Here is a 13,638-nt window from a genome sequence, read left to right as displayed (position 1 = left end):
GGTCAAGCGACGGCTACGACGTCGAGAATCCGCTGGACCACCCGGTCCTGGTCGATACCGGCGGCTTCGGCTTCAAAGGAAAGAATGATGCGGTGGCGCAATACATCGAACAGTACCGCCTGGATGTCTTCGGGGCTGACGAAGTCGCGCCCGGCCAGCCAGGCGTGCGCCCGGGCGCAGCGATCCAGGGCAATCGAACCGCGGGGGCTGGCGCCGTAGGCGATCCATTCGGCCATTTCCGGATCGAACTTGGCCGGGGTGCGCGTGGCCATGACCAGTTGCACCAGGTATTCCTCCACGGCGTCGGCCATGTACAGGCCGAGAATCTCCTTGCGTGCGGCGAAGATCGCCTGCTGGCTGACCCGGCGTTCGGGCTTGGTTTCGCCGTTCAAGGCTTCGCCACGGGCTTGTTGCAGGATGCGGCGTTCGACAGCCGCGTCCGGAAAACCGATTTTCACGTGCATCAGGAAACGGTCCAGCTGCGCTTCGGGCAGCGGGTAGGTGCCTTCCTGCTCGATCGGGTTTTGCGTGGCCATCACCAGGAACAACGGCGAAAGCTCATAGGTGCTGCGTCCGACACTGACCTGGCGTTCACCCATGGCTTCGAGCAATGCCGATTGAACCTTGGCCGGGGCACGGTTGATTTCGTCCGCCAACACCAGGTTGTGGAAGATCGGGCCCTGCTGGAACACGAAGCTGCCGGTTTCCGGGCGATAGATCTCGGTACCGGTGATGTCGGCGGGCAACAGGTCGGGGGTGAACTGGATGCGATGGAACTGCGCTTCGATGCCTTCTGCCAGTTCCTTGATGGCCTTGGTCTTGGCCAGGCCAGGGGCCCCTTCAACCAGCATGTGGCCGTCGGCAAGCAGGGCGATGAGCAAGCGCTCGATGAGTTTTTCCTGGCCGAGAATCTGCGTTGAAAGAAAGGTTCGCAGCGCTAGCAGCGCTTCACGATGTTCCATCGATGACTGTTCCTGGAGAGGGTGACCGAAGACGTTCGTATAACGCCAGGGCTGGGGGCGTTACTTTAATCCATCGCGGGGGGCGGCGACTAACGGCATTTTGTGCAAAGTGCGGGAAATGGTTGGGGATTTGCTGGTTTTTGCAGGGCGACAGTCCTTAGGTGACTGTCAGGGCCTCATCGCTGGCAAGTCGAATCGTCGCACCGCAGCTCCTACAGGTATTGGCGGTGTGCAGGCAATCTGTGCGACACATCGTTCGCTGTGGCTTGCTCGCGATGGTGGTCTTAAAGCCAACCCATCTGACCGTACCCGATCCACGTTAGGAGCTGGCTTGCCAGCGATAGGGCCGGTTCAGGCACCTCAAACCTGGCTGATGAAGGTCCCGGTACCGTCAAGGATATTCTTCAGGGTTTCCTGAACCTCCGCCAGATCCACCATGTCCGGATTGAAGGTGATCTCCAGCACATCATCCCCATTCAACGCATCGGCATCCGCCGCCGCGATTTCGATCTTCAGCAGGGAAGGGCTAAGTGTGACCTTCACGCCATCCAGAGTCGAAGGCTCGCCATCCAGGGTGATCTCCAGCTCATCCTCGTCCGGGTAACGGCTCATCAGGAACATCTCGCCCTTTTCGCTGTGGCAGCAGAGCATGGCCATGTTGTCTTCTTCGTCATCACAGGGGTTGACGATCAAGAGGGCGGTTGTCATTTGCATGGGAAATTCCTGGCGCTGAGCGCGGCGTTGGCATTAAAACGCGATTTTGCCAGCGTCGTGATTTTTTTGCTGGGGTGTGTTGAACCTAGCAGTTCTGCTAGTGGTGTATCCAGGCAAAAAAATCGACAATCAAGGACGTTCCCTAAACCAGGGCTGCAGGAATCCCCCCAATGTCCAGACAATCGAAAACTGCGCTTATCCACTATCAATACGACGCTCTCAATCGTCTGGTCAGTCATGGCCTGGCGGATCCCCGCGAGCGTAAGCGTTTTTACTGTGAAGACCGCTTGGCTACCGAGATTGCAGCGGTTGAGCGGTGGTCGATCATTCAGCAGGGTGATCAGGTACTGGTGCAACAACACCAACACGTCGGCGGGGTCGCCAGCACGTTATTGGCCACTGACCTTCAACGTACCGTCCTCAGTACCCTTCAAGCGAATGCGCAACGAACCATGGCCTACTCGCCTTACGGTCATCGCACTCGCGAAAGCGTATTGAGCAATTTGCTGGGTTTCAATGGGCAGCGTGTGGATCCGGTGACCGGGCATTATTTGTTGGGCAATGGTTATCGGGCGTTTAATCCGGTTCTGAAGCGGTTTAACAGTCCCGACAGTTTGAGCCCGTTTGAGAGCGGCGGATTGAATGCATACGCCTATTGTGCGGGAGATCCTGTTAACTGGATTGATCCGTCGGGTCATTCTTTCCTTTCCGTATTAAAATCCTTGTTCAAGTCCTCTTCGAGAGAAATGCCATTCAGCACACCCTTTCAACGTATGCGTGTCAAACCAGTGAGGAAAGTAACCAAGCTGTCTGACGGCTTCATAATGTTTGAAGATACTTACAAAGGAAAGCCGAGGCTCACTTTTCAAGGGCATGGAAATGAGGATGGGGGGTACGCCTGGTGGGATGAAAAAAGAATGATCAACTCCGAACAGTTTTACAATATGGCCAAAAGCAGCGGAGTGAAATTTAGTAAGTATGCAAATTTACGAACGGCGTTCTGTCGTTCAGGCGAGGCTATTGGGGGGGCAGCGTCTTTTGCTCAAGGGCTTGCCAATCTTTCCGGAGTGCCGACAAAAGGTTACATTGGGGTAATCAGGTATACCAAGCCTACGCAAGTTTTAGCAAGACTTAAAGTGGGTGAGGTCGGTAAGAATAGCTACTATTTCGGGATTTTGAAAAACGATAGTACGCGGAGATTGATCTTCGATTTATTCGATCACCCATATCGTCCAGTCGGCTTCGAGCCATCAGTCTCCGCGGGGGTGGGTCGTCGAATCAGAAGCTAGTTTATCGGAGTCTCTCCTGACGGAAATTTCTGCTGCCTCAGGTTGCTGGAACGGCGAAAATAATCGATTTCCATTATCAGTCTGATGCATCGAAAAGCCGTTCAAAGTCGATTCTGTGAATGATGAAGGGTGCTTCTCACGGACTTTTCCTAACTTGCCATAGGAAATTTCCGATCCTGTTGCAGGAGGTTTGCGAGCCCTGAAAATAACGCCCGGAAGCAGGTTTTTTACTTGTCTTTGCGCATTTCAATCCCTTAGCGTGATCGCCCAGACGCAAAGGAGTGCGCAATCAATCATTAAAAAAGGACCTCTTTCGATGAGTCAGTATTTCGAACGGGCAGATGAGATCAAGCACCTGTCCGAGGAACAAATCGAGCAACTGTACCAGCGCTATCTGGACGGTGAAAAAAGTGCCGACCTGAAAATCGAGTTCAACATTGCGCCTGAAGTCCGCAGTCTGTTGAAGATATTGCCGCCGATCATCAGCAAGGACCTGACGTGCCCCTACTGCGACCTGCCCATGTGGGTGCGCCGGCACGCCAAGGGTACCCCTGTCTCACTTCGTAACCCTTTCAAGTGCGTGCGTTGCGAGCACTATCACCATGAGCTTGGCCACCAAGGGCGAATCAAGCGCTGTACCTGCAATGAGTGCTACAAGCTGCGCCAGCAGGAAATCGCCGCCCAGGCGCAGCGTGATCGTCTCGAGCTGCAGAAACGCTACGCCACGCCGCGTCCGTCGGTGCCTTATGCATCGCTGGGCTTCGTCCAGAAACTGGCACTGCTCGCCTTGCTCGACGACGGCCAGGTCGACGGTGGCGAGCGCATTGCCTCGCTCGCCACCGGGGTCAGGAGCGAACCTCTGGCACCCACTGATGAGGCCAGTGAAGCGCTGGTGAGGAACCTGCACGAGACCGGAGCGCTGGACGTCGACCTGGATGGCGACATCAAGGCCTTCGATCGGGCGTCCGGCTACCAGATCAAAGACTTCTGCTCCGTGCGCTGGCTACCCAATGTCGCATTGGAACCCGGCATACGCGGCACTCGCGACGCACTGTACGGAGCTTTGTATCAAGAGCTGTCAGGCAGTGTTCAGCCCGCCTGGAAAAGCGAATTGTACGCCTTGATGTTGAGCCTGGCCCGGGACGAGTCGCTTCAGTACATCCAGATCCTGGCCAGTGAAGTGAGTTTTGTATTCAGTGCCCAGGGGCGCGCCGAAACCGTTGTCGGCCAGCTTCTGCAGGACTTTTCGGTGAGCCACATCTACTACTTTGCGCGGTTGGCGGTGAAGAATGCCGCGCATTTCTACGCCACCGGCAATTCCAAGGGCCGTAACCACGCTTGCAACACCATCCCGGGCAACATGTTGGGCACGGCGCAGGATGCAAAGGCGCGAAACTGGCGCAAAACCGCCTATCGCGATTCGCGAGTGCCGCAGTCGGCCTTGCACCGAATCCTGTATGACGTGGTACTCAAGGACAGCGGAGCAGGTTTCTCCAAGTCCCCGGGCCTCTACTGGCGTGACGAACTGGTGCCACGGTTTTTCTCTGGCAATGGCTGCACGGCGGACCAGGCCGGGCATCTGCAGCTGTTTTGTCGTGAATGTGATTCAACCAACGTCGATGCCAGCATGGACAAGAAGACGATTCAAATGCTCTGTTACGACTGCGCGACAGTGAGCCGATTTCAGGCGTTCGATGACTTGATCGACTGAATCGGTCGAGGTTCCTTCAATGAGCAGCATTAGCGTCCATGGTCGGTTCGGCGATCATGGATGTTGTCAATTTCTGGTTGGGCCGGGGAGGGCGCGTCCCGACCTGCCGTTCTGGTACGGTTGTCCCGCAAAAACTGTGCAATCAGCCCCGAAATCGCCTTCGGCTGCTAGTGTTGTTCAAGGCGCGCCTGCAGAGCAGCGTACCGTTGACCGAATATGTCGCAGCACCGCAAGCATGGGTCTTGCCGCACTCGTTAAGCTGCGCAACGGATGAGCACCCGTAAAGGCATTGCGCTGCACGCAGCCCAGTCGCTTTTGCAGATGCCCATTCGCGGAAGGTGAATGTGACCCGAGTGTCTCGTTTAGCTTCACCCTCCTGTCGCCCTGTTTCCTCTGCCCGAGAATCAGGAGCAGGGTGACGGATAGCTTTGAAACATAGCCCCGAACAGGGGTGTTACGCGCGACGCTTTCATCAATAACAAGCCCAAGCGGAGTACCACAGATGGCGTTCTTCACCGCAGCCAGCAAAGCCGACTTCCAGCACCAACTGCAAGCGGCACTGGCGCAGCACATCAGTGAACAGGCACTGCCACAAGTGGCGCTGTTCGCTGAACAATTCTTCGGCATCATTTCCCTGGATGAACTGACCCAACGTCGGTTGTCTGACCTCGCTGGCTGTACTCTTTCTGCGTGGCGCCTGCTTGAGCGCTTCGATCACGCGCAACCGCAAGTGCGCGTCTACAACCCCGATTACGAACGCCACGGCTGGCAGTCGACCCACACCGCGGTCGAAGTGCTGCACCACGACCTGCCATTCCTGGTGGACTCGGTGCGCACCGAGCTGAACCGTCGCGGCTACAGCATCCACACCCTGCAGACCACCGTGCTGAGCGTGCGTCGTGGCAGCAAGGGCGAGCTGCTGGAAATCCTGCCAAAAGGCACCCAGGGCGACGACGTGCTGCAAGAGTCGTTGATGTACCTGGAAATCGACCGTTGCGCCAACAACGCCGAACTGAACGTGCTGGCCAAAGAGCTGGAGCAGGTGCTCGCTGAAGTGCGCGTGGCGGTGGGCGATTTCGAGCCGATGAAAGCCAAGGTCCAGGAAATCCTCACCAACCTGGACAACAGCCAGTTCGGCGTCGATGCCGACGAAAAGAGCGAAATCAAGAGTTTCCTGGAATGGCTGGTGGGCAACCACTTCACCTTCCTCGGCTACGAAGAGTTCGTGGTCAGCGATGAAGCCGATGGCGGTCACATCGTCTATGACAAGGACTCCTTCCTCGGCCTGACCAAACTGCTGCGCGCCGGCCTGAGCTACGATGACCTGCGCATCGAAGACTACGCCGTCAACTACCTGCGCGAACCGACCCTGCTGTCGTTCGCCAAGGCAGCGCACCCAAGCCGTGTACACCGTCCGGCTTACCCGGACTACGTGTCGATCCGTGAAATCGACGCCAACGGCAAGGTCATCAAGGAATGCCGTTTCATGGGCCTGTACACCTCCTCGGTGTATGGCGAGAGCGTGCGGGTCATCCCGTACATCCGCCGCAAGGTCGCGGAAATCGAACGCCGTTCCGGCTTCCAGGCCAAGGCTCACCTGGGCAAGGAACTGGCCCAGGTGCTCGAAGTGCTGCCGCGCGACGACCTGTTCCAGACGCCGGTGGACGAGCTGTTCAGCACCGTGATGTCAATCGTGCAGATCCAGGAGCGCAACAAGATCCGCGTGTTCCTGCGCAAGGACCCGTACGGTCGTTTCTGCTACTGCCTGGCCTACGTGCCGCGTGATATCTACTCCACCGAAGTACGGCAGAAGATCCAGCAAGTGCTGATGGATCGCCTGAAAGCCTCGGATTGCGAGTTCTGGACCTTCTTCTCCGAGTCCGTGCTGGCCCGTGTGCAGCTGATCCTGCGCGTCGACCCGAAAAACCGCATCGACATCGACCCGCAGCAGCTGGAAAACGAAGTGATCCAGGCCTGCCGCAGCTGGCAGGACGATTACTCGGCGCTGACCGTCGAAAGCTTCGGCGAGGCCCAGGGCACCAACGTGCTGGCCGACTTCCCGAAAGGCTTCCCGGCCGGCTACCGCGAGCGTTTCGCCGCGCATTCGGCTGTGGTCGACATGCAGCACCTGCTGAGCCTCAACGACAAGAACCCGCTGGTGATGAGCTTCTACCAGCCGCTGGGCCAGGTCGGCCAGCGCGAGCTGCATTGCAAGCTGTACCACGCCGACACCCCGTTGGCCTTGTCCGACGTCCTGCCGATCCTGGAAAACCTCGGCCTGCGCGTGCTGGGTGAATTCCCGTACCGCCTGCGTCACACCAATGGCCGCGAGTTCTGGATCCACGACTTCGCCTTCACCGCAGCCGAAGGCCTGGACCTGGATATCCAGCAACTCAACGACACCCTGCAGGACGCGTTCGTCCATATCGTGCGCGGCGATGCCGAGAACGATGCGTTCAACCGCCTGGTCCTGACCGCCGGCCTGCCTTGGCGTGACGTGGCGCTGCTGCGTGCCTACGCCCGTTACCTCAAGCAGATCCGCCTGGGCTTCGACCTGGGCTACATCGCCAGCACCCTGAACAACCACACCGACATCGCTCGCGAACTGACCCGGTTGTTCAAGACCCGTTTCTACCTGGCGCGCAAGCTGAGCAGCGACGATCTCGAGCAGCGTCTGGAACATGCGATCCTGACCGCGCTGGACGACGTCCAGGTGCTCAACGAAGACCGCATCCTGCGTCGCTACCTGGACCTGATCAAGGCCACCCTGCGCACCAACTTCTACCAGACCGACGCCAACGGCCATAACAAGTCGTACTTCAGCTTCAAGTTCAACCCGCACTTGATCCCTGAACTGCCAAAACCGGTGCCGAAGTTCGAGATATTCGTCTACTCGCCACGGGTCGAAGGCGTGCACCTGCGCTTCGGCAACGTCGCCCGTGGCGGCCTGCGCTGGTCCGACCGTGAAGAAGACTTCCGAACCGAAGTCCTGGGCCTGGTAAAAGCCCAGCAAGTGAAGAACTCGGTGATCGTGCCGGTGGGTGCGAAGGGCGGCTTCCTGCCGCGTCGCCTGCCACTGGGCGGCAGCCGTGACGAGATCGCGGCCGAGGGCATCGCCTGCTACCGCATCTTCATTTCGGGCCTGTTGGACATTACCGACAACCTGAAGGACGGCGCCCTGGTGCCGCCGACCAACGTCGTGCGCCATGACAACGATGACCCGTACCTGGTCGTCGCCGCGGACAAGGGCACCGCGACCTTCTCCGACATCGCCAACGGCATCGCCATCGACTACGGCTTCTGGCTGGGTGACGCGTTCGCCTCCGGTGGTTCGGCCGGTTACGACCACAAGAAAATGGGCATCACCGCCAAGGGCGCGTGGGTCGGCGTACAACGCCACTTCCGCGAGCGCGGCATCAATGTCCAGGAAGACAGCATCACTGTGGTGGGCGTCGGCGACATGGCCGGTGACGTGTTCGGTAACGGCTTGCTGATGTCCGACAAACTGCAACTGGTCGCGGCATTCAACCACCTGCACATCTTCATCGACCCGAACCCGAATCCGGCGACCAGCTTCGCCGAGCGTCAGCGACTGTTCGACCTGCCGCGTTCGGCCTGGTCGGATTACGACACCAGCATCATGTCCGAAGGCGGCGGCATCTTCTCCCGTAGCGCCAAGAGCATCGCGATTTCCCCGCAGATGCAGGAACGCTTTGACATCCAGGCCGACAAGCTGACCCCGACCGAACTGCTCAATGCCTTGCTCAAGGCACCGGTGGACCTGTTGTGGAACGGCGGTATCGGTACCTACGTCAAGGCCAGCAGCGAAAGCCACGCCGATGTCGGCGACAAGGCCAACGATGCGCTGCGCGTGAACGGCAACGAACTGCGCTGCAAAGTGGTGGGCGAGGGCGGTAACCTGGGCATGACCCAACTGGGGCGTGTCGAGTTCGGTCTCAATGGCGGCGGTTCCAACACCGACTTCATCGACAACGCCGGTGGCGTGGACTGCTCCGACCACGAAGTAAACATCAAGATCCTGCTGAACGAAGTGGTTCAGGCCGGCGACATGACCGACAAGCAGCGTAACCAGTTGCTGGCGAGCATGACCGACGAAGTCGGTGGCCTGGTCTTGGGCAACAACTACAAGCAGACCCAGGCCCTGTCCCTGGCGGCCCGTCGCGCCTTGCCGCGGATTGCCGAGTACAAGCGCCTGATGAACGATCTGGAAGGTCGCGGCAAGCTGGATCGCGCCATCGAGTTCCTGCCGAACGAAGAAGCGATCAACGAGCGCATCGCTGAAGGCCATGGCCTGACCCGTGCCGAGTTGTCGGTGCTGATCTCCTACAGCAAGATCGACCTCAAGGAGCAGCTGCTGGGCTCCCTGGTGCCGGATGACGACTACCTGACCCGCGACATGGAAACCGCTTTCCCGCCAACCCTGGTGAGCAAGTTCTCCGCAGCGATGCGTCGTCACCGTCTGAAGCGCGAAATCGTCAGCACCCAGATCGCCAACGATCTGGTGAACCACATGGGCATCACCTTCGTTCAGCGACTCAAAGAGTCGACCGGCATGAGCCCGGCGAACGTGGCCGGTGCCTACGTGATCGTGCGTGACATTTTCCATCTCCCGCACTGGTTCCGTCAGATTGAAAACCTGGACTACCAGGTGTCCGCCGACGTGCAACTGGAGCTGATGGACGAGCTGATGCGCCTGGGCCGTCGCGCCACGCGCTGGTTCCTGCGTGCCCGTCGCAACGAGCAGAACGCTGCCCGTGACGTCGCGCACTTCGGTCCGCACCTGAAGGAGTTGGGCCTCAAGCTCGACGAACTGCTCAGTGGCGAGATCCGCGAGAACTGGCAGTCGCGCTACCAGGCATACGTCGAAGCCGGTGTACCGGAGTTGCTGGCGCGCATGGTGGCGGGTACTTCGCACCTGTACACCCTGCTGCCGATCATCGAGGCCTCCGACGTGACCGGCCAGAACCCTGCGGACGTGGCCAAGGCCTACTTCGCCGTGGGCAGCGCGCTGGACATCACTTGGTACCTGCAACAGATCAGTGCCTTGCCGGTTGAAAACAATTGGCAGGCCCTGGCCCGTGAAGCGTTCCGCGATGACGTCGACTGGCAGCAACGTGCGATCACCATCTCGGTCCTGCAACAGGGCGACGGCACCCAGGACGTGGAAACACGCCTGTCGCTGTGGATGGCACAGCACGGCAGCATGATCGAACGCTGGCGCGCGATGCTGGTGGAAATCCGTGCCGCCAGCGGCACGGACTACGCCATGTACGCGGTGGCCAACCGCGAACTGCTGGATTTGGCTTTGAGCGGGCAAGCGGTGGTGACTACCCCTGCACCTGCCAGCGAAGTGCTTGAGCCGGCGGCCTGATCAGGCGTTGATTGAAAAAGCCCCGCATTGAGAGATGCGGGGCTTTTTTTCGCCCAGGTTTTTATAGCGTCAATTCTGGCCCCTTCGCGGGCAAGCCCGCTCCTACAGGGTTACTCGGCTAACCTGTAGGAGCGGGCTTGCCCGCGAAGAGGCCCTATCTTTTAATACAACTTATGACCTTGTTTATTATCAACCATCGACACTTTATCTGTCGGCCTGGTCAATAAATTACTGAGCGATTGGTCAAACTTCTGCAGTGCCCTTACTTGCACATTCTGCTGTTCATTAATATCGGCAACGATCTCTTCACTGCGTTTATAGTCGGCCCACACCGGGCTCAGTGCTACGGCGTCATGGCCTCTTGCAGTGCCGATATAGTTGAAGTTGCGATCGTAGAAGTCGGCACTGACATTGGCCTCGACGTCCGAACTGCGCGAGGTGATCAACTGGCTGCGGCTGTCGACGATGGCGACCACGTCCGGTTTCGCCGCCTTGAGGCTCTGCATGTCCGGATACACCGTGACCGAACCGAACTGCCGTTGCAGCGAGGCCTTGACCCAGTCCACCGCCAGGTCGGGCTTGGACGTGGCGACATAGGCATCGTGAATCGGTTGAACCAGCAGGCTCTGGCCGAAGCCGGTGCCGGCATTGGCCTGGTACTCCTGCAGGTAGGCGCGATTGGCCTGGGTATTGCGGCTGTAGACCACGCCCAGGGAAACGTCATGGCCGTTGGGAATGCTGGAGGCGCTACTGCGACCTACGGGGGCGGTGAAGATGCCGTCCAGCGAAGAGACCGCGGAAGGTGCCGTGGGAATCGAGCAGCCGGTTAACAGGGCCGTTATTGTCAACGTACTGACAAGTGCAAGTTTCATGGTGTTTCTCCACTGAAACAACATCAGTCGGAAAGTTAAGTTGCCGGGCGTGGCCGGCAGTGACTTCAGACTAAACCGGGAGTCACTGAATGAAATAGCCAATATCCGCTATTATCCGGTGATCAATAGTTTTATTTGGTTTAAAGAAGTGCGGTTAAGTGCCCTGGGAAATAAAAAGACCCCAATCGCAGATTAAAGCCTTTTTATTTATGGCTGTTCGTTCAGCGATCAGTCTTTCAAGGGGACCAGGACTTTTTCGTCCGGCGACAACACCATGAACACCAACAGTTTTGCAGGTTGGGTTGCGCTGGCGTTTTTCGAGACCAGATGTTCCGAGCCAGCGGGTTCGTACCAATACTCACCGGCCTTGTACGTGATCTCTTTTTCGCCCTTCACCTGAGAAGTGATCGATCCCGAAAGCACATAGGCCATGGCCGTGCCGTCATGTTTGTGGGCGATCGACGCTTGGCCTGGCTTATAGTCGACCTCGATCATCAAAGCCTTTTTGCCTGGGGCGTTTTTCAGCATCTGGTCCTGCAACACCGTGACCTTTTCTGAAGGATCACCGGCCTCATGGGCAAACGCCGAGGTGCAAACGGTCAAGGCAAGGGCAGCGAGAGAGAAGCGCAAAACGTTCATGGTTGATCACCTGCAGTGGTTAGTCGTCAGGGACCAATCTATGGCGTCGGTGGGGACAAACAAACAGCCAATTTTCGGGAAGGCCAGGGGACCAATGTGCGGCGATTGAACGAAAAAGATCGCAGTCCCCGACCACGTTTGCAGAGGTACCCATACTCTGCAAGCGCGACAAGGGACTGCGATCTTAACCGTGTTTATCTGATCGGAAAGCTGTTGAAGTCGACGGCGTTGGCCAACTGGCAATCGATCAGGTCGATGAAGCCTTGCACCTGGGGACTGTTGAAATGCGATTGCATGGCCGTTTCCGATTGCCAGTGGGCGCTGACGGTCCAACGGTTACTGTCCTCAGGGCAGCGGTCGACCATATAGGATTCACAGCCCGGTAGTTCGCGCAGGGTATCGACAATTTTTTGCAATTGCTGACCCAGTTCATCCGAGCGGCCGGCGACGGCCTGCACCTTTACGGTATTGATCACGTTGTAGGACATTGGCACACACTCCTGAATCAGGCCGGACGAATCCTGCTCATTGAGGGATAACGCCTATGCAGGATAGGCCTGCACCTCCGGACCACCAATAGCCAATCGCTTAATAAAGCCGCAGACCAATCCGTCAGGCAACCTGCTGCAAAATGTCCCGAAAACGATCCAGGGCGATGTCAATGTCCAGGGTCTCGATAGCGCCGAAACCGAGGAAAAACCCGGCCTGGGGCGCTTGCTGATAGAAAAAGCTGTCGATGGCATAGAGCCCGACTTCAACTTTTTTCGCCAGCTCGATCACCAGTGCCACATCCACTGGCACCTTGCACAGCACCACCATGTGAAAACCCGCCGTGGTCGGCACCGCCTCGAGCCAGGGTGAGAGATCGCCGGCCATGCGCGCCAGGATCCGTTCGCGCCGGCCCGCGTAGATCGTGTGGCAGCGACGAATGTGCTTGAGCAGGCAGCCTTCGGCGATGAATTTTGCCAGTGCCCATTGGGGCAGGGTGGAGGTGTGCAGGTCGGTGAGCTGTTTGGCGCGCACCACCGCCTCGAGAATCGCCGGCGGCAGGATCGCGTACCCCAGGCGCAGCTCCGGCAGCAGGGTTTTCGAGAAGGTCCCGACATAGGCGACGATCCCGCGTTCATCCATGCTTTGCAGCGAGTCCGTGGGGCGGCCTTCGTAGCGGAATTCGCTGTCGTAGTCGTCCTCGATGATGATCGCGCCCAGTTCATGGGCCTTGGCCAGCAAGGCGATTCGCCGCTCCTGGCTCATGGGCATGCCCAAGGGGAACTGGTGGGACGGGGTGACGTAGATCAGCCGCGTTCCGCGGGGGATTTGCTCCACCACAATGCCTTCGGCGTCCACCGGTACGCCCATCACCGTGGCGCCGTGGGTGCCGAACAGCAGGCGCGCCGGTGGATAACCGGGGTCTTCCATGGCCACGATGCTGCCAGGGCGGGTCAGCACCCGGGAAATCAGGTCCAGCGCCTGTTGCGCACCGTTGCACACCACCACGTCCTCATCCCGGCAATTGACCCCGCGAGAAAAGGCGATGTGTTGCGCGATGGCATTACGCAGGGCCGGCAGGCCTTCAGGCAGACTGTAGAAACCCTTGGACCCGGCAATCTGGCGCAACGCATGGGACGTGCAGCGGCGCCAGTCGTCCTGGGGGAACTGGCCCTTGCTGGTGGCGCCGCCAATGAAGTCGTAACGCAGCGAGCCTTCCAGCGTCGGGTGGCGCAGAAATACCGGAAGTTTGCGCCAGGACTCGATCACCTCAAAGCCGGCGAGCTCGTCAGGGCTCTGCTTGCGCTCGACTTTCGTGGCCCGGGCGTTGACGTAGGTGCCTTTGCCGATCACCCCGGTGAGGAAGTTTTCATAGGTCAGCTGGGCATAGGTATCGGAAATGGTCTTGCGTGAAATGCCCAGTTGCTCGGCCAGCAGCCGGCTTGGCGGCAGTTGCGAACCGGCTGCCAGGCGGCCTGATTCGATAGCGCTGCGCAGTTGCTTGTACAACTGGCCCGCCAGGTCCTTGCGGCCGTTAATGACGACGTGTAGTTCCATACCGGCAAGGCTC

At 58.7% G+C, this 13,638-nt stretch carries 9 protein-coding genes; 3 read left to right on the top strand and 6 right to left on the bottom strand.

Translation table 11 applies throughout. From position 1 onward, the window contains the following. Window positions 1-2: 2 nt before the first annotated feature. Together SOP95_RS02110 and SOP95_RS02105 are read right to left on the bottom strand one after the other, a co-directional pair. Entirely contained in the window at window positions 3-962 is a 960-nt protein-coding gene (locus tag SOP95_RS02110) for an AAA family ATPase (RefSeq protein ID WP_008150800.1), read from the bottom strand. A gap of 360 nt (window positions 963-1,322) precedes the next feature. After that, window positions 1,323-1,676, bottom strand: a complete 354-nt coding sequence (locus SOP95_RS02105) for a hypothetical protein (protein ID WP_323605804.1) — start codon at window positions 1,674-1,676, stop codon at window positions 1,323-1,325. A gap of 170 nt (window positions 1,677-1,846) precedes the next feature. On the opposite strand from SOP95_RS02105, the gene SOP95_RS02100 reads away from it, so the two are divergent. The 3 genes from SOP95_RS02100 (at window position 1,847) to SOP95_RS02090 (ending at window position 10,068) form a co-directional block, all read left to right on the top strand. After that, window positions 1,847-2,965, top strand: a complete 1,119-nt coding sequence (locus tag SOP95_RS02100) for an RHS repeat-associated core domain-containing protein (RefSeq protein WP_323605803.1) — start codon at window positions 1,847-1,849, stop codon at window positions 2,963-2,965. 316 nt (window positions 2,966-3,281) lie between these two features. After that, window positions 3,282-4,676, top strand: coding sequence for a hypothetical protein (locus SOP95_RS02095; RefSeq protein WP_323605802.1), 1,395 nt, complete (start codon window positions 3,282-3,284; stop codon window positions 4,674-4,676). A 502-nt stretch (window positions 4,677-5,178) separates the two neighbouring features. Next, window positions 5,179-10,068: an NAD-glutamate dehydrogenase gene (locus SOP95_RS02090; RefSeq protein WP_323605801.1), complete on the top strand. Its 4,890-nt coding sequence runs from the start codon at window positions 5,179-5,181 to the stop codon at window positions 10,066-10,068. A 161-nt stretch (window positions 10,069-10,229) separates the two neighbouring features. Here SOP95_RS02090 and SOP95_RS02085 read toward each other — a convergent pair whose 3' ends face one another. From SOP95_RS02085 to pdxR, 4 genes are all read right to left on the bottom strand, one after another. Next, window positions 10,230-10,940, bottom strand: coding sequence for an ATPase (locus SOP95_RS02085; RefSeq protein WP_323605800.1), 711 nt, complete (start codon window positions 10,938-10,940; stop codon window positions 10,230-10,232). Between the two features lie 228 nt (window positions 10,941-11,168). After that, the gene (locus SOP95_RS02080; RefSeq protein ID WP_323605799.1) at window positions 11,169-11,579 is read right to left on the bottom strand and encodes a cupin domain-containing protein; all 411 of its coding nucleotides are present in this window, start codon (window positions 11,577-11,579) and stop codon (window positions 11,169-11,171) included. Window positions 11,580-11,773: 194 nt separating this feature from the next. Continuing rightward, window positions 11,774-12,067 (bottom strand): putative quinol monooxygenase, encoded by a 294-nt coding sequence (locus SOP95_RS02075; protein ID WP_046818089.1) that lies wholly within the window; start codon window positions 12,065-12,067, stop codon window positions 11,774-11,776. A 124-nt stretch (window positions 12,068-12,191) separates the two neighbouring features. After that, the gene (gene pdxR / locus SOP95_RS02070; protein ID WP_274076969.1) at window positions 12,192-13,625 is read right to left on the bottom strand and encodes a MocR-like pyridoxine biosynthesis transcription factor PdxR; all 1,434 of its coding nucleotides are present in this window, start codon (window positions 13,623-13,625) and stop codon (window positions 12,192-12,194) included. Window positions 13,626-13,638: the final 13 nt, after the last annotated feature.

Source organism: Pseudomonas sp. YuFO8 (assembly GCF_035065025.1).
GTDB classification, from domain to species: Bacteria; Pseudomonadota; Gammaproteobacteria; order Pseudomonadales; family Pseudomonadaceae; genus Aquipseudomonas; species Aquipseudomonas putida_AE.
Note: the sequence above shows the minus strand (reverse complement) of the source record. Positions and strands in the feature narration are given on the sequence as shown.

Excerpts from the sequence above, each read along its gene's own strand:
- SOP95_RS02110 (WP_008150800.1), bottom strand. The coding sequence starts at position 962 with ATGGAACATCGTGAAGCGCTGCTAGCGCTGCGAACCTTTCTTTCAACG.
- SOP95_RS02105 (WP_323605804.1), bottom strand. The coding sequence starts at position 1,676 with ATGCAAATGACAACCGCCCTCTTGATCGTCAACCCCTGTGATGACGAA.
- SOP95_RS02100 (WP_323605803.1), top strand. The coding sequence starts at position 1,847 with ATGTCCAGACAATCGAAAACTGCGCTTATCCACTATCAATACGACGCT.
- SOP95_RS02095 (WP_323605802.1), top strand. The coding sequence starts at position 3,282 with ATGAGTCAGTATTTCGAACGGGCAGATGAGATCAAGCACCTGTCCGAG.
- SOP95_RS02090 (WP_323605801.1), top strand. The coding sequence starts at position 5,179 with ATGGCGTTCTTCACCGCAGCCAGCAAAGCCGACTTCCAGCACCAACTG.
- SOP95_RS02085 (WP_323605800.1), bottom strand. The coding sequence starts at position 10,940 with ATGAAACTTGCACTTGTCAGTACGTTGACAATAACGGCCCTGTTAACC.
- SOP95_RS02080 (WP_323605799.1), bottom strand. The coding sequence starts at position 11,579 with ATGAACGTTTTGCGCTTCTCTCTCGCTGCCCTTGCCTTGACCGTTTGC.
- SOP95_RS02075 (WP_046818089.1), bottom strand. The coding sequence starts at position 12,067 with ATGTCCTACAACGTGATCAATACCGTAAAGGTGCAGGCCGTCGCCGGC.
- pdxR (WP_274076969.1), bottom strand. The coding sequence starts at position 13,625 with ATGGAACTACACGTCGTCATTAACGGCCGCAAGGACCTGGCGGGCCAG.